Annotated in this window: 29 protein-coding genes; all 29 read left to right on the top strand. The window is 66.6% G+C overall.

Annotated elements, in window-relative coordinates:
- Positions 1-442 precede the first annotated feature (442 nt).
- The 29 genes from rpsJ to FK219_RS10585 all read left to right on the top strand — a co-directional run bounded on the left by rpsJ (position 443) and on the right by FK219_RS10585 (position 16,790).
- Positions 443-751, top strand: a complete 309-nt coding sequence (rpsJ, locus tag FK219_RS10725; protein WP_047561503.1) for a 30S ribosomal protein S10 — start codon at positions 443-445, stop codon at positions 749-751.
- Between the two features lie 11 nt (positions 752-762).
- Positions 763-1,413, top strand: a complete 651-nt coding sequence (gene rplC, locus FK219_RS10720) for a 50S ribosomal protein L3 (RefSeq protein ID WP_152582695.1) — start codon at positions 763-765, stop codon at positions 1,411-1,413.
- 5 nt (positions 1,414-1,418) lie between these two features.
- Positions 1,419-2,066: a 50S ribosomal protein L4 gene (rplD, locus tag FK219_RS10715; RefSeq protein ID WP_152582694.1), complete on the top strand. Its 648-nt coding sequence runs from the start codon at positions 1,419-1,421 to the stop codon at positions 2,064-2,066.
- Positions 2,063-2,374, top strand: coding sequence for a 50S ribosomal protein L23 (rplW, locus tag FK219_RS10710; RefSeq protein ID WP_152582693.1), 312 nt, complete (start codon positions 2,063-2,065; stop codon positions 2,372-2,374). Before rplD ends, rplW begins: the two co-directional genes overlap by 4 nt.
- A 19-nt stretch (positions 2,375-2,393) precedes the next feature.
- Positions 2,394-3,230, top strand: coding sequence for a 50S ribosomal protein L2 (gene rplB, locus FK219_RS10705; RefSeq protein ID WP_152582692.1), 837 nt, complete (start codon positions 2,394-2,396; stop codon positions 3,228-3,230).
- A 15-nt stretch (positions 3,231-3,245) separates the two neighbouring features.
- A complete protein-coding gene (gene rpsS, locus FK219_RS10700; protein ID WP_100823533.1) occupies positions 3,246-3,527 on the top strand; it encodes a 30S ribosomal protein S19 in 282 nt (93 codons plus the stop codon).
- Between the two features lie 28 nt (positions 3,528-3,555).
- Complete coding sequence (rplV, locus tag FK219_RS10695; protein WP_100823532.1) at positions 3,556-3,957, top strand: 50S ribosomal protein L22; 402 nt, start codon at positions 3,556-3,558, stop codon at positions 3,955-3,957.
- 2 nt (positions 3,958-3,959) lie between these two features.
- Entirely contained in the window at positions 3,960-4,733 is a 774-nt protein-coding gene (rpsC, locus tag FK219_RS10690) for a 30S ribosomal protein S3 (RefSeq protein WP_100823531.1), read from the top strand.
- A 4-nt stretch (positions 4,734-4,737) separates the two neighbouring features.
- Positions 4,738-5,157, top strand: coding sequence for a 50S ribosomal protein L16 (gene rplP, locus FK219_RS10685; protein WP_152582691.1), 420 nt, complete (start codon positions 4,738-4,740; stop codon positions 5,155-5,157).
- Complete coding sequence (rpmC, locus tag FK219_RS10680) at positions 5,157-5,498, top strand: 50S ribosomal protein L29 (RefSeq protein ID WP_152582690.1); 342 nt, start codon at positions 5,157-5,159, stop codon at positions 5,496-5,498. Before rplP ends, rpmC begins: the two co-directional genes overlap by 1 nt.
- Positions 5,498-5,821, top strand: coding sequence for a 30S ribosomal protein S17 (rpsQ, locus tag FK219_RS10675; RefSeq protein WP_152582689.1), 324 nt, complete (start codon positions 5,498-5,500; stop codon positions 5,819-5,821). Before rpmC ends, rpsQ begins: the two co-directional genes overlap by 1 nt.
- A 30-nt stretch (positions 5,822-5,851) precedes the next feature.
- Positions 5,852-6,220, top strand: a complete 369-nt coding sequence (gene rplN, locus FK219_RS10670; RefSeq protein ID WP_100823527.1) for a 50S ribosomal protein L14 — start codon at positions 5,852-5,854, stop codon at positions 6,218-6,220.
- A gap of 3 nt (positions 6,221-6,223) precedes the next feature.
- Positions 6,224-6,583, top strand: a complete 360-nt coding sequence (gene rplX / locus FK219_RS10665; RefSeq protein WP_152582688.1) for a 50S ribosomal protein L24 — start codon at positions 6,224-6,226, stop codon at positions 6,581-6,583.
- Positions 6,583-7,167, top strand: a complete 585-nt coding sequence (rplE, locus tag FK219_RS10660; RefSeq protein ID WP_152582687.1) for a 50S ribosomal protein L5 — start codon at positions 6,583-6,585, stop codon at positions 7,165-7,167. The genes rplX and rplE overlap by 1 nt, the downstream gene beginning before the upstream one ends.
- 95 nt (positions 7,168-7,262) lie before the next feature.
- Positions 7,263-7,661 carry a 30S ribosomal protein S8 gene (gene rpsH, locus FK219_RS10655; protein WP_152582686.1) on the top strand — a complete coding sequence of 133 codons (399 nt, stop codon included), beginning with the start codon at positions 7,263-7,265 and terminating at the stop codon, positions 7,659-7,661.
- 6 nt (positions 7,662-7,667) lie between these two features.
- On the top strand, positions 7,668-8,204 hold the full coding sequence (gene rplF, locus FK219_RS10650; protein ID WP_152582685.1) for a 50S ribosomal protein L6: 537 nt from the start codon (positions 7,668-7,670) through the stop codon (positions 8,202-8,204).
- A 2-nt stretch (positions 8,205-8,206) separates the two neighbouring features.
- A complete protein-coding gene (gene rplR / locus FK219_RS10645) occupies positions 8,207-8,578 on the top strand; it encodes a 50S ribosomal protein L18 (protein WP_152582684.1) in 372 nt (123 codons plus the stop codon).
- Positions 8,575-9,267 (top strand): 30S ribosomal protein S5, encoded by a 693-nt coding sequence (rpsE, locus tag FK219_RS10640; protein ID WP_328821679.1) that lies wholly within the window; start codon positions 8,575-8,577, stop codon positions 9,265-9,267. The genes rplR and rpsE overlap by 4 nt, the downstream gene beginning before the upstream one ends.
- A complete protein-coding gene (rpmD, locus tag FK219_RS10635) occupies positions 9,267-9,452 on the top strand; it encodes a 50S ribosomal protein L30 (RefSeq protein WP_152582683.1) in 186 nt (61 codons plus the stop codon). Before rpsE ends, rpmD begins: the two co-directional genes overlap by 1 nt.
- Positions 9,452-10,273 (top strand): 50S ribosomal protein L15, encoded by an 822-nt coding sequence (rplO, locus tag FK219_RS10630; RefSeq protein ID WP_152582682.1) that lies wholly within the window; start codon positions 9,452-9,454, stop codon positions 10,271-10,273. Before rpmD ends, rplO begins: the two co-directional genes overlap by 1 nt.
- A gap of 105 nt (positions 10,274-10,378) precedes the next feature.
- Entirely contained in the window at positions 10,379-11,704 is a 1,326-nt protein-coding gene (gene secY / locus FK219_RS10625) for a preprotein translocase subunit SecY (protein WP_152582681.1), read from the top strand.
- Entirely contained in the window at positions 11,701-12,294 is a 594-nt protein-coding gene (locus FK219_RS10620; RefSeq protein WP_210416815.1) for an adenylate kinase, read from the top strand. The genes secY and FK219_RS10620 overlap by 4 nt, the downstream gene beginning before the upstream one ends.
- Positions 12,295-12,474: 180 nt before the next feature.
- The gene (gene infA / locus FK219_RS10615; protein WP_066056559.1) at positions 12,475-12,696 is read left to right on the top strand and encodes a translation initiation factor IF-1; all 222 of its coding nucleotides are present in this window, start codon (positions 12,475-12,477) and stop codon (positions 12,694-12,696) included.
- Between the two features lie 80 nt (positions 12,697-12,776).
- Complete coding sequence (gene rpmJ, locus FK219_RS10610) at positions 12,777-12,890, top strand: 50S ribosomal protein L36 (RefSeq protein ID WP_152582680.1); 114 nt, start codon at positions 12,777-12,779, stop codon at positions 12,888-12,890.
- Between the two features lie 149 nt (positions 12,891-13,039).
- Positions 13,040-13,414, top strand: coding sequence for a 30S ribosomal protein S13 (gene rpsM / locus FK219_RS10605; RefSeq protein ID WP_152582679.1), 375 nt, complete (start codon positions 13,040-13,042; stop codon positions 13,412-13,414).
- Between the two features lie 50 nt (positions 13,415-13,464).
- Positions 13,465-13,863, top strand: coding sequence for a 30S ribosomal protein S11 (gene rpsK, locus FK219_RS10600; RefSeq protein WP_100823513.1), 399 nt, complete (start codon positions 13,465-13,467; stop codon positions 13,861-13,863).
- A gap of 175 nt (positions 13,864-14,038) precedes the next feature.
- Positions 14,039-15,034 (top strand): DNA-directed RNA polymerase subunit alpha, encoded by a 996-nt coding sequence (locus tag FK219_RS10595; RefSeq protein ID WP_152582678.1) that lies wholly within the window; start codon positions 14,039-14,041, stop codon positions 15,032-15,034.
- Between the two features lie 54 nt (positions 15,035-15,088).
- Entirely contained in the window at positions 15,089-15,691 is a 603-nt protein-coding gene (rplQ, locus tag FK219_RS10590; RefSeq protein ID WP_152582677.1) for a 50S ribosomal protein L17, read from the top strand.
- A 64-nt stretch (positions 15,692-15,755) separates the two neighbouring features.
- On the top strand, positions 15,756-16,790 hold the full coding sequence (locus tag FK219_RS10585; protein WP_235923918.1) for a GNAT family N-acetyltransferase: 1,035 nt from the start codon (positions 15,756-15,758) through the stop codon (positions 16,788-16,790).
- Positions 16,791-16,920 lie beyond the last annotated feature (130 nt).

Here is a 16,920-nt window from a genome sequence, read left to right as displayed (position 1 = left end):
CCCGCCCCCGCGCGCCCCCCCGGAGCGGGCGGGTGGGCGGGGGTCCGCGGCGCCCCCCCCCCCCCCCCCCCACGCCCGGGTTGCAGCACGTCGCGCGCTGTGGCAGACTCTTCAAGTTCCACACGCCGCGTTTTCGTGCGCGGCTCACTGCCAGGCAGTGCATAGGACGAGCGTCGCACCGAGTGATCGGCAGCGGGTCGTGATGAGCCTAGGCCGCGGGCAGCAGAACACAGCTCACACCCCCCTGCACCCTCTTCAAGGGAAACCTTGTGTGCGGATGCCGTGCGTTGCGAGGGCGACACGCCCGAGCGCGGGGGTCGGGGTGAGCAGGCGACAAGCAAGCGTTCGTTTGACAGAAGAACAGTGGTGCGACAGCGATTGCGCTCCGCGTGAGGTGCGCCCGTCAGGGGTGCATCACGTCTAAGAAGGAAGAGAGTTGAGCATGGCGGGACAGAAGATCCGCATCCGGCTTAAGTCGTATGACCACGCTGGTCTCGACGCATCGGCGCGCAAGATCGTCGACACGGTGACCCGTGCCGGCGCCACGGTCGTGGGCCCTGTGCCCCTGCCGACGGAGAAGAACGTCATCGCCGTCATTCGGTCGCCCCACAAGTACAAAGACAGCCGCGAGCACTTCGAGAAGCGCACGCACAAGCGTCTCATCGACATCATCGATCCGACGCCGAAGGCGGTCGACTCGCTCATGCGCCTCGACCTGCCCGCCGACGTCAACATCGAGATCAAGCTCTAAGGAACCCCGACATGTCTGCAATCAAGACGACCAAGGGTCTGCTGGGCACGAAGCTCGGCATGACGCAGGTGTGGGACGCGAACAACAAGCTCGTGCCCGTCACCGTGGTGGAGATCGCCCCCAACGTGGTGACGCAAGTGCGCACCCCCGAGATTGACGGGTACGCCGCCGTGCAGATCGCCTACGGCGCCATCGACCCGCGCAAAGTCACCAAGCCCCTCACCGGCCACTTCGAGAAGGCCGGCAGCACCCCGCGCCGCCACCTCACCGAGGTGCGCACGGCCGACGCCGCCGAGTACACGCCGGGCCAGTTGCTCGCTGTCGACATCTTCGAAGCCGGCCAGCTGGTCGACGTCGTCGGCACGAGCAAGGGAAAGGGCTTTGCCGGTGTCATGAAGCGCCACAACTTCAAAGGCGTCTCGGCCTCGCACGGTTCGCACCGCAACCACCGCAAGCCGGGCTCGATCGGTGCCAGCTCGACCCCCAGCCGCGTGTTCAAGGGCATGCGCATGGCGGGCCGTATGGGTGGCGACCGCGTGACCGTTCTCAACCTCACCGTGCACTCGGTCGACCTCGAGAAGGGACTCCTGCTCGTCAAGGGCGCCGTCCCCGGTGCTCGCGGCCGCCTCGTGTTCGTCCGCAACGCCGTGAAGGAGGCGTGATCGCCATGGCTGCTTCTCTCAACGTCGTCGACGCCGCAGGCAAGAAGACCGGATCGGTCGACCTGCCCGCCGAGCTGTTCGACGTCCAGACCAACGTGCCGCTGCTGCACCAGGTCGTCGTGGCCCAGCTCGCTGCCGCGCGCCAGGGTACGCACTCGACCAAGGGTCGTGGCGAGGTCTCCGGTGCGGGCCGCAAGCCCTTCAAGCAGAAGGGCACGGGCCGCGCTCGTCAGGGCTCCATCCGCGCTCCTCAGATGACCGGTGGTGGCATCGTCCACGGGCCGACGCCGCGCAACTACGCGCAGCGCACCCCCAAGAAGATGATCGCCGCGGCCCTCCTCGGAGCACTCTCGGATCGCGCTCGTGGCGACCGCCTGCACGTCGTCGAGTCGTTCGGCTCGGACACGCCCTCGACGAAGGCAGCAGCATCCACGCTCGCCGCCGTCGCCTCGGGCCGCAACGTGCTCGTCGTCATCGAGCGCGGTGATGACGTCAACCTCAAGAGCGTGCGCAACCTGCGCAACCTGCACGTCATCAGCCCCGACCAGCTCAACGCCTACGACGTGCTGGTCAGCGACGACATCGTCTTCACGAAGACTGCGTTCGAGGCCTTCGTGTCGGCCAAGACCAAGAAGGAAGAGGTCAGCGCATGAGCGTCCACGAGGTCGCCCAGAACAAGGACCCCCGCGATGTCATCATCGCGCCCGTCGTGAGCGAGAAGAGCTACGCGCTCATCGATGACGGCAAGTACACCTTCATCGTGGACCCCCGCGCGAACAAGTCGGAGATCAAGCTCGCGATCGAGAAGATCTTCGGCGTCAAGGTCGCGTCGGTCAACACGCTCAACCGCACGGGCAAGACCCGTCGCACCCGCTTCGGCACGGGAAAGCGCAAGGACACCAAGCGCGCGATCGTGACCCTGAAGTCCGGCTCGATCGACATCTTCACGGCTGTCGGCTAGGCCCGGAAGGACAGACACCATGGCTATTCGCAAGTACAAGCCCACGACCCCCGGTCGTCGCGGTTCGTCGGTCTCGGACTTCGCCGAGATCACGCGCTCGACCCCGGAGAAGTCGCTGCTCAAGCCGCTGCCCAAGACGGGTGGCCGCAACAACTCGGGTCGCATCACGACACGCCACATCGGTGGTGGCCACAAGCGCCAGTACCGCATGATCGACTTCCGTCGCAACGACAAGGACGGCGTCAACGCGAAGGTCGCGCACATCGAGTACGACCCGAACCGCACGGCGCGCATCGCGCTCCTGCACTTCGTGGACGGCACCAAGCGCTACATCCTCGCGCCGAACAAGCTCTCGCAGGGCGACATCATCGAGTCGGGCCCCTCGGCTGACATCAAGCCGGGCAACAACCTGCCGCTGCGCAACATCCCCGTGGGTACTGTCGTGCACGCGATCGAGCTCCGCCCCGGTGGCGGCGCGAAGATGGCCCGCTCGGCCGGCGCCTCGGTGCGACTCGTCGCCAAGGACGGCCCCTACGCGCAGCTGCGTCTGCCCTCGGGCGAGATCCGCAACGTCGACGCGCGCTGCCGCGCCACGATCGGCGAGGTCGGCAACGCCGAGCAGTCGAACATCAACTGGGGCAAGGCCGGCCGCAAGCGCTGGAAGGGCGTGCGCCCGACCGTCCGCGGTGTCGCCATGAACCCGGTCGACCACCCGCACGGTGGTGGAGAGGGCAAGACGTCCGGTGGACGTCACCCGGTCAGCCCGTGGGGCCAGGCCGAGGGCCGCACGCGTCGCCCCAACAAGGAGAGCGACAAGCTCATCGTCCGCCGCCGCACCGTTGGCAAGAAGCGCTAGTAGGAGTCGAAAAAGATGCCACGCAGTCTCAAGAAGGGCCCCTTCGTCGACGACCACCTGCTTCGCAAGGTGTTCACGCAGAACGAGGCCAACAGCAAGAACGTCATCAAGACCTGGTCGCGCCGATCGATGATCGTGCCCGCGATGCTCGGCCACACCATCGCCGTGCACGACGGCCGCAAGCACATCCCCGTGTTCGTGACCGAGACCATGGTCGGGCACAAGCTCGGCGAGTTTGCGCCCACCCGCACCTTCCGTGGACACGAGAAGGACGACAAGAAGGGTCGTCGCCGCTAACGCGGGGACGGTTGAAGAGGAGATACACATGGTGGAGTCGATCGCCCGCGTGCGACACATCCGCGTGACGCCTCAGAAGGCTCGTCGCGTCGTCGACCTGATCCGCGGCAAGCAGGCCCTCGAGGCCCTGGCCATCCTGAAGTTCGCACCGCAGGGTGCGAGCGAGCCCGTCTACAAGCTCGTCGCGTCGGCCATGGCCAACGCACGGGTCAAGGCGGATGCAGCGAACTCCTTCCTCGACGAGCAGGACCTCTATGTGTCCCGCGCATTCGTCGACGAGGGCACGACCCTCAAGCGGTTCCAGCCGCGCGCCCAGGGTCGGGCGTTCCGCATCCTCAAGCGCACCAGCCACATCACGATCGTCCTCGCGACGCCGGATGAGCTGACCGCCGCGGGCTCGAGCACGAGCAAGAAGAAGGCGAGCAAGTAGACATGGGCCAGAAAGTCAATCCGTACGGCTTCCGACTCGGAATCACCACCGACCACGTGTCGCGCTGGTTCTCCGACAGCACGAAAGCCGGTCAGCGCTATTCCGACTACGTCGCGGAGGACGTCAAGATCCGCCGGATGCTCACCACGAGCCTCGACCGCGCTGGCGTCGCCCGCATCGAGATCGAGCGCACCCGTGACCGGGTTCGCGTCGACATCCACACCGCCCGCCCGGGCATCGTGATCGGTCGCCGCGGTGCCGAGGCGGAGCGCATCCGCTCCGACCTCGAGAAGCTCACCGCCAAGCAGATCCAGCTCAACATCCTCGAGGTGAAGAACCCCGAGGCCGAGGCGCAGCTCGTCGCCCAGGGCATCGCGGAGCAGCTCAGCGCTCGCGTGGCCTTCCGCCGCGCGATGCGCAAGGGCCTCCAGGGTGCTCAGCGCGCCGGCGCCAAGGGTGTTCGCATCCAGGTCTCGGGTCGTCTCGGCGGCGCCGAGATGAGCCGCTCGGAGTTCTACCGCGAAGGCCGTGTGCCGCTGCACACCCTCCGCGCGAACATCGACTACGGCTTCTACGAGGCCCGGACGACCTTCGGTCGTATCGGCGTCAAGGTCTGGATCTACAAGGGCGACATCACCAACAAGGAACTCGCTCGCGAGCAGGCGTCCCAGAAGTCGTCGCGCCCCGAGCGTCGTGACTCTGACCGCGGCCCGCGTCGCGACGGTGGCCGTCCGGCCGCCGCCAAGGCGCCCGCTGCGGCCGGAGCGGAAGGCTAGAGACATGCTTATTCCCCGTAAGGTCAAGTTCCGGAAGCAGCACCACCCCAAGCGCGGTGGGCACGCGACCGGCGGAACCGTCGTGTCGTTCGGCGAGTACGGCATCCAGGCCATCACCCCCGCCTATGTGACCAACCGTCAGATCGAGTCCGCTCGTATCGCCATGACGCGTCACATCAAGCGTGGCGGCAAGGTGTGGATCAACATCTACCCCGACCGCCCGCTCACCAAGAAGCCCGCCGAGACCCGCATGGGTTCCGGTAAGGGCTCGCCGGAGTGGTGGGTCGCCAACGTCAAGCCGGGTCGCGTCCTCTTCGAGGTCGCCGGTGTTCCCGAGCAGCTCGCTCGAGAGGCCATGACCCGCGCAATTCACAAGCTGCCCCTCAAGGCACGCATCATCAAGCGCGAGGAGGGCGACGCGTAATGGCGATCGGATCGAAAGAGCTGGCACCTGTCGAGCTCGACACTTTTGAAGACGAGCGTCTCGTCGACGAGCTGAAGAAGGCGAAGGAAGAACTCTTCAACCTCCGCTTCCAGGCCGCGACCGGGCAGCTCGAGAGCCACGGTCGGCTTCGTGCCGTCAAGCGCGACATCGCGCGCATCTACACCGTGATCCGCGAGCGCGAGCTGGGCATCCGTGCCACGCCCGCCCCCATCGAGGTCCCGGAGAAGCCCGCGAAGAAGTCCACCAAGGCGAAGACCGAGGCCAAGGCCGAGGCCGACGACAAGACCGGGGCTTCGGACAAGACCGAGGAGAAGAACTAATGGCGACGACCGAGAAGAAGGCTTCCGCTGCCGGCCACGAGTCGGCCGCGCACGACGTTCGCGACGAGAGCGCGCGCGGCTACCGCAAGGTGCGCCGCGGCTACGTGACGAGCGACAAGATGGAGAAGACCATCGTCGTCGAGGTCGAGGACCGCGTGAAGCACCCGCTCTACGGCAAGGTCATCCGTCGCACCTCGAAGGTCAAGGTGCACGACGAGCAGAACACCGCTGGTGTCGGCGACCTCGTGCTCATCTCCGAGACCCGTCCCCTGTCCGCTACGAAGCGCTGGCGCCTCGTCGAGATCCTCGAGAAGGCCAAGTAGGCCCTCGCGCCTATTGGGTAGGAGAGAACAATGCTTCAGCAGGAATCCCGCGTCAAGGTCGCCGACAACACCGGCGCCAAGGAGCTGCTCACGATCCGCGTGCTCGGCGGCTCCGGCCGTCGGTACGCCGGCCTCGGTGACGTCATCGTGGCGACCGTCAAGGACGCCATCCCCGGTGGCAACGTCAAGAAGGGCGATGTCGTCAAGGCGGTCATCGTGCGCACCATCAAGCAGACCCGTCGTTCCGACGGTTCGTACATCAAGTTCGACGAGAACGCCGCCGTGATCCTGAAGGCCGACGGGGACCCTCGTGGTACCCGCATCTTCGGGCCGGTCGGCCGTGAGCTTCGCGACAAGAAGTTCATGAAGATCGTCTCGCTCGCACCGGAGGTGCTCTAACTCATGGCCAACATCAAGAAGGGCGACCTCGTCCAGGTGATCACGGGCGCGACGGAAGACCGCGGCGGAGACCGCGGCAAGCAGGGTCGCGTCATCGAGGTGCTCGCGGAGAAGAACCGCGTCATCGTCGAGGGCGTCAACTACGTCACGAAGCACGTGCGCGTCGGTCAGACGCAGCGCGGCACCAAGACGGGCGGTATCGAGACCTCCGAGGCCTCGATCCACATCTCGAACGTGGCGCTCGTCGACCCCAAGTCCAAGAAGCCGACCCGCGTCGGTTTCCGCGAGGAGACCGTGACGAAGGACGGCGTCAAGAAGACCGTCCGCGTGCGGTACGCCAAGAAGTCAGGTGAGAAGTTCTGATGTCAACCACTGCCCCTGCGCAGGCTGGCACAATCCAGCCGCGCCTCAAGCAGAAGTACCGTGCCGAGATCACGAAGGCGCTGACCGAGGAGTTCGGGTACACCAACCCGCACCAGGTTCCCGGTCTCGTCAAGATCGTCGTGAACACGGGTGTCGGCGAGGCCGCTCGCGACAGCAAGGTCATCGACGGTGCGATCAAGGATCTCACCGCGATCACGGGCCAGAAGCCCCAGGTCACGAAGGCCCGCAAGTCGATCGCTCAGTTCAAGCTTCGCGAGGGCATGCCCATCGGCGCCCACGTGACGCTGCGCGGCAACCGCGCCTGGGAGTTCATGGACCGCCTCGTGACGCTCGCGCTGCCGCGCATCCGCGACTTCCGCGGTCTGAGCCCGAAGCAGTTCGACGGTCACGGCAACTACACCTTCGGTCTGACGGAGCAGAGCGTGTTCCACGAGATCGATCAGGACAAGATCGACCGCGTGCGCGGCTTCGACATCACGATCGTGACCACCGCGAAGACGGACGACGAGGGTCGCGCGCTCCTGCGCGCGCTCGGCTTCCCCTTCGCGAACCCCGCCCAGTAGGGCATCCACCACCGGTCCGACTCGGACCACGATCGCCCAGGTCGTCACTCGTGTAACGGGTGAGCGAAACCAGGTGAGAAACGGAAGACACCACTATGACGATGACAGATCCGGTCGCAGACATGCTGACCAGACTGCGCAACGCCAACTCGGCGCACCACGACACGGTCTCGCTACCCGGCAGCAAGCTCAAGTCGCACATCGCCGAGATCCTCAAGCGCGAGGGCTACATCTCGGACTGGGCGGTCGAAGACGCGCGCGTCGGCACGACGCTCACGCTCTCGCTCAAGTACGGGCCGAACCGCGAGCGGTCGATCGCCGGCATCAAGCGAGTCTCGAAGCCCGGCCTTCGCGTCTACGCGAAGTCGACCGAGATCCCCAACGTTCTCGGCGGCCTCGGCGTGGCCATCCTGTCGACCTCCTCGGGTCTGCTCACCGACCGCGAGGCGATGAAGAAGGGCGTGGGTGGGGAAGTCCTCGCCTACGTGTGGTGATCTGACATGTCACGAATCGGACGCATGCCCATCGACATCCCCGGTGGTGTCGAGGTGAAGATCGACGGCCAGGCCGTCACCGTCAAGGGCCCCAAGGGCGAGCTCGGCCTCACGGTCGCGCAGCCCATCCGGGTCGCCCTCGACGACAACCAGGTCGTCGTGACCCGACCGGACGACGAGCGCGACTCGCGCTCGCTCCACGGCCTCACGCGCACGCTCATCCAGAACCAGATCATCGGCGTGACCCAGGGATACTCCAAGGGTCTCGAGGTGGTCGGCACCGGATACCGCGTGCAGTCGAAGGGCTCCGCGGTCGAGTTCGCGCTCGGCTACTCGCACTCGATCACGGTCGACCCGCCCGCCGGGATTACCTTCACGGTCGAGGGCAACAACAAGCTCACCGTCAGCGGCATTGACAAGCAGGCCGTTGGCGAAGTCGCGGCCAACATTCGCAAGCTGCGCAAGCCCGAGCCCTACAAGGGCAAGGGCGTGCGCTACGCCGGCGAGGTTGTCCGTCGCAAGGCCGGAAAGGCTGGTAAGTAATCATGGGTCTCGGAACAAGAGGCAAGAGCAAGACGGCCGCCAAGGGCCGCCGTCACGCGAGACTGCGCAAGCGCGTCACGGGCACGGGGGAACGCCCCCGCCTCGTCGTCACGCGCTCAGCGCGTCACGTCTTCGTGCAGGTCGTCGACGACACGCAGGGTCGTACCCTCGCGAGCGCGTCGACCATGGAGGGCGACCTCCGCACGTTCGACGGAGACAAGACTGCCAAGGCGCGCAAGGTGGGCGAGCTGCTCGCTGAGCGCGCGAAGAAGGCCGGTGTGGAGGCTGTCGTCTTCGACCGGGGCGGCAACCGCTACGCAGGACGCGTCGCGGCGATCGCCGATGGAGCTCGAGAGGGTGGGCTGAGCCTGTGACCGAGAACGCGAAAGACCAGACCGTGGCAGCCGCTGAGGCTCCCGTGGAGACTGCTGCGTCGTCGGAGACCGCGAACGAGCCCCGAGAGGCGCGTCGCGGCGGTCGCGAGCGCAACCCCAACCGTGACCGTGGAGCGCGCGACAGCGAGAAGAGTCCCTTCCTCGAGCGCGTCGTGACGATCAACCGTGTCTCCAAGGTTGTCAAGGGTGGTCGTCGCTTCAGCTTCACCGCGCTCGTCGTCGTCGGCGACGGCAACGGCATGGTCGGGGTCGGCTACGGCAAGGCCCGCGAGGTGCCCACCGCGATCTCGAAGGGCGTCGAGGAGGCGAAGAAGAATTTCTTCCGCGTCCCCCGCGTCGCCCAGACGATTCCGCACCCGGTGCAGGGCGAGGCCGCTGCCGGTGTCGTGCTCCTGCGCCCCGCTGCCGCGGGAACCGGCGTAATCGCCGGTGGTCCCGTGCGCGCCGTGCTTGAGTGCGCTGGCATCCACGACGTGCTCAGCAAGTCGCTCGGCTCGTCGAACACGATCAACATCATCCACGCGACCGTGGCGGCGCTCCAGCAGCTCGAAGAGCCGCGCGCCGTCGCCGCCCGCCGTGGGCTCGACTTCGAGGATGTCGCTCCCGCGCGCCTCGTGCGCGCCGAGGCCCTCGCGGCCGAGGCCGCAGCCGGAAAGGGTGGTGCCTGATGGCCGCGCAGCTCAAGGTCACTCAGATCAAGTCCGTAATCAGCGAGAAGCAGAACCAGCGCGACACCCTGCGCAGCCTCGGCCTCAAGCGCATCGGCGACAGCGTCGTGCGCGAGGACACCCCGGCGAACCGCGGGTACGTCACCACGGTTGCTCACCTCGTCAAGGTCGAGGAGATTGACTAATGGCAGAAGAGAAGAAGGACGAGGCCGCAAAGGCCCCGGCCAAGAAGGCTCCCGCGAAGAAGGCTCCGGCCTCCTCGGGTGCGAGCACGGCGTCGGCTGACAAGCCCTCCGCTGCGAAGAAGGCTCCGGCCACGAAGGCTCCGGCGAAGGCCGCTGCCGACAAGCCGGCCGCCGACAAGAAGGCACCGGCGAAGAAGGCTCCGGCCAAGGCCGCGGCCGACAAGGCTCCGGCGAAGGCCGCTGCCGACAAGCCGGCTGCCGAGAAGAAGGCTCCCGCGAAGAAGTCTGCGGCGACCTCGAGCACGACGTCGTCCGACTCGACCGCCGAGAAGGCCCCCGCCAAGAAGCCCGCAGCGAAGAAGGCGTCCTCCGACGTCGCGCGCGCTCAGGTGCTCAAGGTGCACCACCTCCGCCCCGCGGCGGGCTCCAAGAAGGAGCGCACTCGCGTGGGTCGCGGTGAGGGCTCCAAGGGCAAGACGGCCGGTCGAGGTACCAAGGGCACGAAGGCTCGCTACTCGGTGCGCCCCGGCTTCGAGGGCGGCAACCTCAACTTCGTCATGCGCCAGCCCAAGCTGCGCGGCTTCACGAACCCCTTCCGGGTCGAGTACCAGGTCGTGAACCTGGAGAAGCTCGCCGAGCTGTACCCGAAGGGCGGCGAGGTCACCGTGGGCGATCTGGTCGCGAAGGGAGCCGTGCGCAAGAACGAGAAGGTCAAGGTTCTGGGCTCCGGCGACATTGCGGTTAAGCTCACTGTGGCAGTCGACAAGGTCTCGCGCTCCGCGGAGCAGAAGATCGTCGCCGCTGGCGGTTCCATCAAGTAGCCGCTCGGGTGGCCCTTCGGGGCCACCCGCCACCGGCCCGAACGGGCCACAGCAGCTTTCGCCGCCGGGCGGGAGGATGCTCATGTCGTTACTACGGGAGGTCTCGTGTTCAGAGCAATCGGGCGGATCTTCCGCACGCCAGACCTGCGCCGGAAGATCGGTTTCACACTCGGAATCGTCGCGCTCTTCCGTCTGGGTTCCTTCATCCCCGCGCCGTTCGTGGACTACCAGAACGTGCAATTGTGTCTCGCGGGCAACGAGGGAGCCACGGGCCTCTACCAGCTCGTCAACCTGTTCAGCGGCGGGGCCCTCCTGCAGCTGTCGATCTTCGCGCTCGGCATCATGCCGTACATCACTGCGTCGATCATCACGCAGCTGCTGCGCGTCGTCATCCCGCACTTCGACACGCTCCACAAGGAGGGGCAGGCCGGTCAGGCCAAGCTCACGCAGTACACGCGCTACATGACGATCGCGCTCGCCGTGCTGCAGTCGACGACGCTCATCACCGTTGCGCGGGCCGGAGCGCTCTTCCCGACCACGAGCGGCGTCGCCGAGTGCAGCCAGCTCATCACGAACGACGCCTGGTACGCGATCCTCCTCATGGTCATCACGATGACCGCCGGCACGGGCCTCATCATGTGGCTCGGCGAGCTCGTCACCGAGCGCGGCATCGGCAACGGCATGTCACTGCTCATCTTCGTGTCGATCGCGGCGACCTTCCCGTCGGCGCTGTGGTCCATCGCCGTCACCTCCGGTTTCGAAATCTTCCTGCTCGTACTCGCGCTCGGCATCCTCGTCATGGGCGCGGTCGTGTTCGTCGAGCAATCGCAGCGGCGCATCCCCGTGCAGTACGCCAAGCGCATGGTGGGGCGGCGCACGTTCGGCGGCAACAACACCTACATCCCCATCAAGGTCAACATGGCCGGCGTCGTGCCCGTCATCTTCGCCTCGTCGCTGCTGTACCTGCCCGCTCTCGTCGCGCAGTTCAACCAGCCGGCGGCGGGGGAGACCGCCCCGGAGTGGGTCGTCTGGATTCAGAACAACCTCGTTTCCGGCGACAACTGGATCTACATGGTCGTGTACTTCCTGCTCATCGTCGGCTTCACGTACTTCTACGTCGCGATCACCTTCAACCCCGAAGAGGTCGCCGACAACATGAAGAAGTACGGCGGCTTCATCCCCGGCATCCGCGCAGGACGCCCGACCGCGGAGTACCTGGACTACGTTCTGACCCGCGTGACCCTGCCAGGCTCGCTGTATCTGGGGCTCGTGGCACTCATTCCACTCTTGGCCTTCGCGTCGGTGGGCGCGAACCAGAACTTCCCGTTCGGTGGGGCGAGCATCCTCATCATCGTCGGCGTGGGCCTCGAGACGGTGAAGCAGATCGATGCGCAGCTTCAGCAGCGGCACTACGAGGGCCTGCTGCGATGAGCGAAGCACGACTGCTCCTCATCGGCCCTCCCGGGGCGGGGAAGGGCACGCAGGCCCACGCCCTCTCCGACGCGCTAGGAGTGCCGGCCATCTCGACCGGCGACATCTTCCGCGACAACGTGCGCAACGAGACCGAGCTCGGACGCCAGGCGAAGGCGTACATGGATGCCGGTGACAACGTGCCTGACTCCCTCACCAACGACCTTGTGCGCGATCGCCTCGGCCAGGACGACTGCGCCGGGGGATTCCTGCTCGACGGCTACCCTCGCACGACCGATCAGGTGCGCGCCCTCGACGAGTTCCTCGCCGGCCAGGGCGCGTCGATGGACGCCGTCATCGAGCTCGTGGCAGACCCCGACGTCGTCGTCGAGCGGCTGCGCAAGCGCGCCCTCGACCAGGGCCGGGCCGACGACGACGAGTCGGTCGTGCGACACCGCCTGACCGTCTACCGCGAGCAGACGGCGCCCCTCATCGACGTGTACGCCCAACGGGGCCTGCTGAGCCAGGTCGACGGTATCGGTGAGATCGACCAGGTCACTGAGCGTATTCGCTCCGCGCTGGCCGAGCGCGGCATCCGCGTCCCCGCGTGATCGGCCCCGCTCGACTTGCCCCGGGGTGCACTATCACCTAAGCTAAATCTTTGGTGCTTTCGGCATGCCTCGGGCGTGTCCGCCGCCTCTCACCCGCCGTGCAGACGGGAGTCAACAGGGCTGAGCACCGTGATCCGCACGACCAGTTCGACAATCCCCACTTTTAGCGACGAAGAGGCTATGGCCAAAAAAGACGGTGTCATCGAGATCGAAGGCTCGGTGGTCGAAGCGCTGCCCAATGCGATGTTCCGCGTTGAGTTGAGCAACGGCCACAAGGTTCTCGCCCACATTTCGGGCAAGATGCGCCAGCACTACATCCGCATCCTCCCCGAGGACCGCGTGATCGTGGAGCTGAGCCCCTACGACCTGACCCGCGGCCGGATCGTCTACCGCTACAAGTAACCGGATTTGTCGAGCTGGGTAAGGAACGGCCCGAGAAACCACTCGGCGCACGAGGCCAGCGAACAAGAGAGACACGCACCATGAAGGTCAACCCCAGCGTCAAGCCCATCTGCGACAAGTGCAAGGTGATCCGCCGTCACGGCAACGTGATGGTCATCTGCGACAACCCGAGGCACAAGCAACGCCAAGGCTGACGCGGCACGAGCAGCACACGAACCACACAACTGAACATGAACGCACGGCGTTCTCACCATCCCGCGCTCGCCGCGGGTGACACCTCGGGCGGAGGGCCCGGGCACCGAGAACGCTCCACACCCTCCACGAATCCCCTGAAGGAGCCGTCATGGCCCGTCTTGCCGGAGTCGACATTCCTCGCGATAAGCGCGTCGAAGTCGCCCTCACCTACATCTACGGCGTTGGCCGTACTCGCGCGACGCAGACGCTCGCCGAGACCGGTATCGACCGGAACATCCGCGTCAAGGACCTCACCGACGACCAGCTCGTCGCGCTCCGCGACCACATCGAAGGCACCTACAAGGTCGAGGGTGACCTCCGCCGAGAGGTTGCCGCCGACATCCGTCGCAAGGTGGAGATCGGGTCGTACGAGGGCATCCGCCACCGCCGCGGCCTGCCCGTGCGCGGCCAGCGCACCAAGACCAACGCGCGCACCCGCAAGGGCCCCAAGCGCACCGTCGCCGGCAAGAAGAAGGCCCGATAGTCCCCGGGTTCGCCCCGACTATCGATTCGACCTCGTTTTAGGAGAACACCATGGCAGCACCGAAGTCGGCCGCTCGTAAGCCGCGTCGCAAAGAGAAGAAGAGCATCGCCGTGGGCCAGGCCCACATCAAGTCCACCTTCAACAACACGATCGTGTCGATCACCGACCCGAGCGGCGCCGTTGTGAGCTGGGCATCGTCCGGGCAGGTCGGCTTCAAGGGCTCGCGCAAGTCGACGCCCTTCGCCGCTCAGCTCGCCGCCGAGTCCGCCGCGCGTCAGGCACAGGAGCACGGCATGAAGAAGGTCGACGTCTTCGTCAAGGGCCCGGGCTCGGGTCGTGAGACGGCGATCCGTTCGCTCCAGGCCGCGGGCCTCGAGGTCGGGTCGATCAGCGACGTCACTCCGCAGGCGCACAACGGGTGCCGCCCGCCGAAGCGTCGTCGCGTGTAGTTTTCCGGCCTCAGCGACCCGACCCGAGCCCAGCTCGTGTCGGTGCTGGGGTCGCGGCGATGCGATGCATCGCTTCCAGCTCCACCGCACTCAATAACTCAACACATCCGGCGGGCCAGCCACCCGCCGCGCCACAAGTGTCATATGGCGGACACTTTGCCGAAAGGAATCCATAGTGCTCATCGCACAGCGTCCCACCCTCACCGAGGAGAGCGTTTCCGACTTCCGCTCGCGGTTCATGATCGAGCCGCTCGAGCCCGGTTTCGGATACACGCTCGGAAACTCGATGCGTCGAACCCTCCTCTCGTCGATTCCCGGAGCGGCCGTCACCAGCATTCGCATCGACGGCGTGCTGCACGAGTTCAGCACCATCGCGGGTGTCAAGGAGGATGTCACCGAGATCATCCTCAACATCAAGAACCTCGTCGTCTCGAGCGAGCACGACGAGCCCATCACCGCGTACCTGCGCAAGCAGGGCGCTGGCGAGGTCACGGCGGCCGACATCTCCGCACCCGCGGGAGTCGAGATCCACAACCCCGAGCTCGTCATCGCGACGCTCAACGACAGCGCCAAGTTCGAGCTCGAGCTGACGATCGAGCGCGGTCGCGGCTATGTGAGCGCCACGCAGAACCGCAGCGAGTTCAGTGAAGCCGGTCAGATCCCGATTGACTCGATCTACTCGCCCGTCCTCAAGGTGACCTACCGCGTCGAGGCGACGCGCGCCGGAGAGCGCACCGACTTCGACCGTCTCGTCGTCGACGTGGAGACGAAGTCGGCCATCACGCCGCGCGATGCGATCGCGTCGGCCGGCCGCACCCTGGTCGAGCTGTTCGGTCTGGCCCGCGAGCTCAACACGCAGGCCGAGGGCATCGAGATCGGCCCCGCGCCGGTTGACGCCGTGCTCTCCACCGAGCTGAGCATGCCCATCGAAGACCTCGATCTGTCGGTGCGCAGCTACAACTGCCTCAAGCGCGAGGGCATCAACACCGTGAGCGAGCTCGTCGCCCTGTCGGAGACGCAGCTCATGAACATCCGCAACTTCGGCCAGAAGTCGGTCGACGAGGTCAAGGACAAGCTCGTCGAGATGGGTCTCTCGCTCAAGGACGCCGTTCCCGGCTTCGACGGCGCGCACTTCTACGGCGGCTTCGACGACGACGAGCAGTCGAGCTAGGCCCCGCGCCGCACTCGATCCCCGCACCGTCACTGATACGAAAGAACAGACATCATGCCTCAGCCCACCAAGGGTCCTCGCCTCGGAGGAGGCCCCGCTCACGAGCGGTTGCTCCTCGCCAACCTGGCGACCGCGCTCTTCACCCACAAGCGCATCACGACGACCGAGACGAAGGCCAAGCGCCTCCGTCCGCTCGCGGAGCGCCTCATCACGTTCGCCAAGCGCGGCGACCTGCACGCGCGCCGTCGTGTCATGACCGTCATCCGCGACAAGAGTGCCGTGCACGAGCTCTTCACGGAGATCGCGCCCCTCGTCGCCGAGCGTGAGGGCGGCTACACGCGCATCACCAAGACCGGGTACCGCAAGGGTGACAACGCGCCCATGGCGGTCATCGAGCTCGTGCTCGAGCCCGTCAACCCGAAGCCCAAGAGCGCCAAGAAGTCGGCTGCCGCCGCGGCGGCGTCGGCTCCGGCCGCCGAGCCTGAGGCCAGCGAGCCTGAGGCCAGCGAGCCTGAGGAGACGAACACCGAGGCGATGGATACCGAGGCGACGGGCACCGAGCAGGCCGACGCCGAGGGTACCGGCGACGCGCAGGAGTCCGCGGACGAGACGTCCGAGGCCGAGGGCGCTGCCGCCGAGGGTGACGACACCAAGTAGCACCCGCTGCCACAGCATCGCGGCCCCCGTCCTTGCGGACGGGGGCCGTACTGTTGTGCACGTGATGGAGAATGACCGCAGGCCCCTGCATGACAGGGTGCGGGCGCGACCCGCACTCGAGCTGCCGAGCGGACCGCAGGGCTTTCGCTGGCGCACGCTCCGCGACACCGATGCACCCCTGCTGACCGTGCTGGCCGAGCGGATGAGTGTGCGGGATCACCCGAGTTGGAGCGAGTCGCTCGAGGAGGTCGAGGACCAGCTCGGGCGCTCCTGGTTTCGCCCCGCCACCGACGGCGTACTGTGCGAGGGCCCTGACGGTGCTCCCGTCGCGTACGGCACGGTCACCATGCCGCCCGATCCGGAGTCCCTCGTGCGCGTCTTCCTCGGCGGCGGCGTTGACCCCGTGCATCGATCGAGAGGCATCGGGCGCGAGCTCCTCGCCTGGCAGCACGAGCGGGCACGGCAACTGCTCGCTTCGTCCCCGTCGACTCTGCCCGCATGGGTCATGTCCCATGCCGCCGACCTCGCACCCGAGCATGGCGCCCTGCTGCGGCGCCAGGGATTCGAGGCGGCGCGCTACTTCACGACCCTCGAGTGCGAGGTGGCCCGCCACGCGAACCAGGCTGCGCCCCCGGCTCCAGAAGGAGTGACGATCACCCCGTTCACCGCAGAGTTGAGCGAGCGGGTGCGTCGGGCGAAGAACAGCGCGTTCGTCGACCACTGGGGCAGCCAGCCTGCTGGCGTCGAGCAGTGGGAGTCCATGGTCGGGCTCTCGAGCTTCCGCCCCGACCTCAGCCGCATCGCCCTCGTCGACGACGAGGTCGTCGGCTTCGTCACGACCGAGGTCAACGAAGACGACTGGGAGCGTCAAGGCTTCAGCTCGGGCTACATCGGGCTCGTCGGCACGGTGAGGCCCTGGCGCCGACGGGGCCTCGCGAGCGCTCTTCTCGGCGCGGTGCTCGAGGCGTATTCCCTCGAGGGCCTGGAGCGCGCTGTGCTCGATGTCGACACCGAGAGCCCGACGGGCGCGCTGGGGGTCTACACGGCGCTGGGCTTCACGCCGACGACGCGTGACGTCGCGTACCGAATCGCGTACTGAGGACGGCTAGCTGTAATTCCTCGGGACGTTGTGAACGGGTGAGGTGAGCGAAGACCTCCGGAACGATGTGGGTTACCACACTCACTGATCGCCACCGGAGGTCTTCGTGTCTCACCGTACTCATCAGAAT

The sequence above is a fragment of the Microcella pacifica genome (assembly GCF_009371975.2).
Taxonomy (GTDB): Bacteria; Actinomycetota; Actinomycetes; order Actinomycetales; family Microbacteriaceae; genus Microcella; species Microcella pacifica.
This window is presented reverse-complemented; position numbering and strand designations above follow the sequence as displayed.

Bases quoted from the DNA above. Each gene is read 5' to 3' on its own strand.
- rpsJ (WP_047561503.1), top strand. From the start codon at position 443: ATGGCGGGACAGAAGATCCGCATCCGGCTTAAGTCGTATGACCACGCT.
- rplP (WP_152582691.1), top strand. From the start codon at position 4,738: ATGCTTATTCCCCGTAAGGTCAAGTTCCGGAAGCAGCACCACCCCAAG.
- rpmD (WP_152582683.1), top strand. From the start codon at position 9,267: ATGGCCGCGCAGCTCAAGGTCACTCAGATCAAGTCCGTAATCAGCGAG.
- rplD (WP_152582694.1), top strand. From the start codon at position 1,419: ATGGCTGCTTCTCTCAACGTCGTCGACGCCGCAGGCAAGAAGACCGGA.
- rplB (WP_152582692.1), top strand. From the start codon at position 2,394: ATGGCTATTCGCAAGTACAAGCCCACGACCCCCGGTCGTCGCGGTTCG.
- rpmC (WP_152582690.1), top strand. From the start codon at position 5,157: ATGGCGATCGGATCGAAAGAGCTGGCACCTGTCGAGCTCGACACTTTT.
- infA (WP_066056559.1), top strand. From the start codon at position 12,475: ATGGCCAAAAAAGACGGTGTCATCGAGATCGAAGGCTCGGTGGTCGAA.
- rplF (WP_152582685.1), top strand. From the start codon at position 7,668: ATGTCACGAATCGGACGCATGCCCATCGACATCCCCGGTGGTGTCGAG.
- rpsM (WP_152582679.1), top strand. From the start codon at position 13,040: ATGGCCCGTCTTGCCGGAGTCGACATTCCTCGCGATAAGCGCGTCGAA.
- rpsC (WP_100823531.1), top strand. From the start codon at position 3,960: ATGGGCCAGAAAGTCAATCCGTACGGCTTCCGACTCGGAATCACCACC.
- rplW (WP_152582693.1), top strand. From the start codon at position 2,063: ATGAGCGTCCACGAGGTCGCCCAGAACAAGGACCCCCGCGATGTCATC.
- rpsH (WP_152582686.1), top strand. From the start codon at position 7,263: ATGACGATGACAGATCCGGTCGCAGACATGCTGACCAGACTGCGCAAC.
- rpsS (WP_100823533.1), top strand. From the start codon at position 3,246: ATGCCACGCAGTCTCAAGAAGGGCCCCTTCGTCGACGACCACCTGCTT.
- FK219_RS10620 (WP_210416815.1), top strand. From the start codon at position 11,701: ATGAGCGAAGCACGACTGCTCCTCATCGGCCCTCCCGGGGCGGGGAAG.
- rplO (WP_152582682.1), top strand. From the start codon at position 9,452: ATGGCAGAAGAGAAGAAGGACGAGGCCGCAAAGGCCCCGGCCAAGAAG.
- rplE (WP_152582687.1), top strand. From the start codon at position 6,583: ATGTCAACCACTGCCCCTGCGCAGGCTGGCACAATCCAGCCGCGCCTC.
- rpsK (WP_100823513.1), top strand. From the start codon at position 13,465: ATGGCAGCACCGAAGTCGGCCGCTCGTAAGCCGCGTCGCAAAGAGAAG.
- rplV (WP_100823532.1), top strand. From the start codon at position 3,556: ATGGTGGAGTCGATCGCCCGCGTGCGACACATCCGCGTGACGCCTCAG.
- rpsQ (WP_152582689.1), top strand. From the start codon at position 5,498: ATGGCGACGACCGAGAAGAAGGCTTCCGCTGCCGGCCACGAGTCGGCC.
- rplQ (WP_152582677.1), top strand. From the start codon at position 15,089: ATGCCTCAGCCCACCAAGGGTCCTCGCCTCGGAGGAGGCCCCGCTCAC.
- rplN (WP_100823527.1), top strand. From the start codon at position 5,852: ATGCTTCAGCAGGAATCCCGCGTCAAGGTCGCCGACAACACCGGCGCC.
- rplR (WP_152582684.1), top strand. From the start codon at position 8,207: ATGGGTCTCGGAACAAGAGGCAAGAGCAAGACGGCCGCCAAGGGCCGC.
- rplC (WP_152582695.1), top strand. From the start codon at position 763: ATGTCTGCAATCAAGACGACCAAGGGTCTGCTGGGCACGAAGCTCGGC.
- rplX (WP_152582688.1), top strand. From the start codon at position 6,224: ATGGCCAACATCAAGAAGGGCGACCTCGTCCAGGTGATCACGGGCGCG.
- FK219_RS10585 (WP_235923918.1), top strand. From the start codon at position 15,756: ATGGAGAATGACCGCAGGCCCCTGCATGACAGGGTGCGGGCGCGACCC.
- rpmJ (WP_152582680.1), top strand. From the start codon at position 12,777: ATGAAGGTCAACCCCAGCGTCAAGCCCATCTGCGACAAGTGCAAGGTG.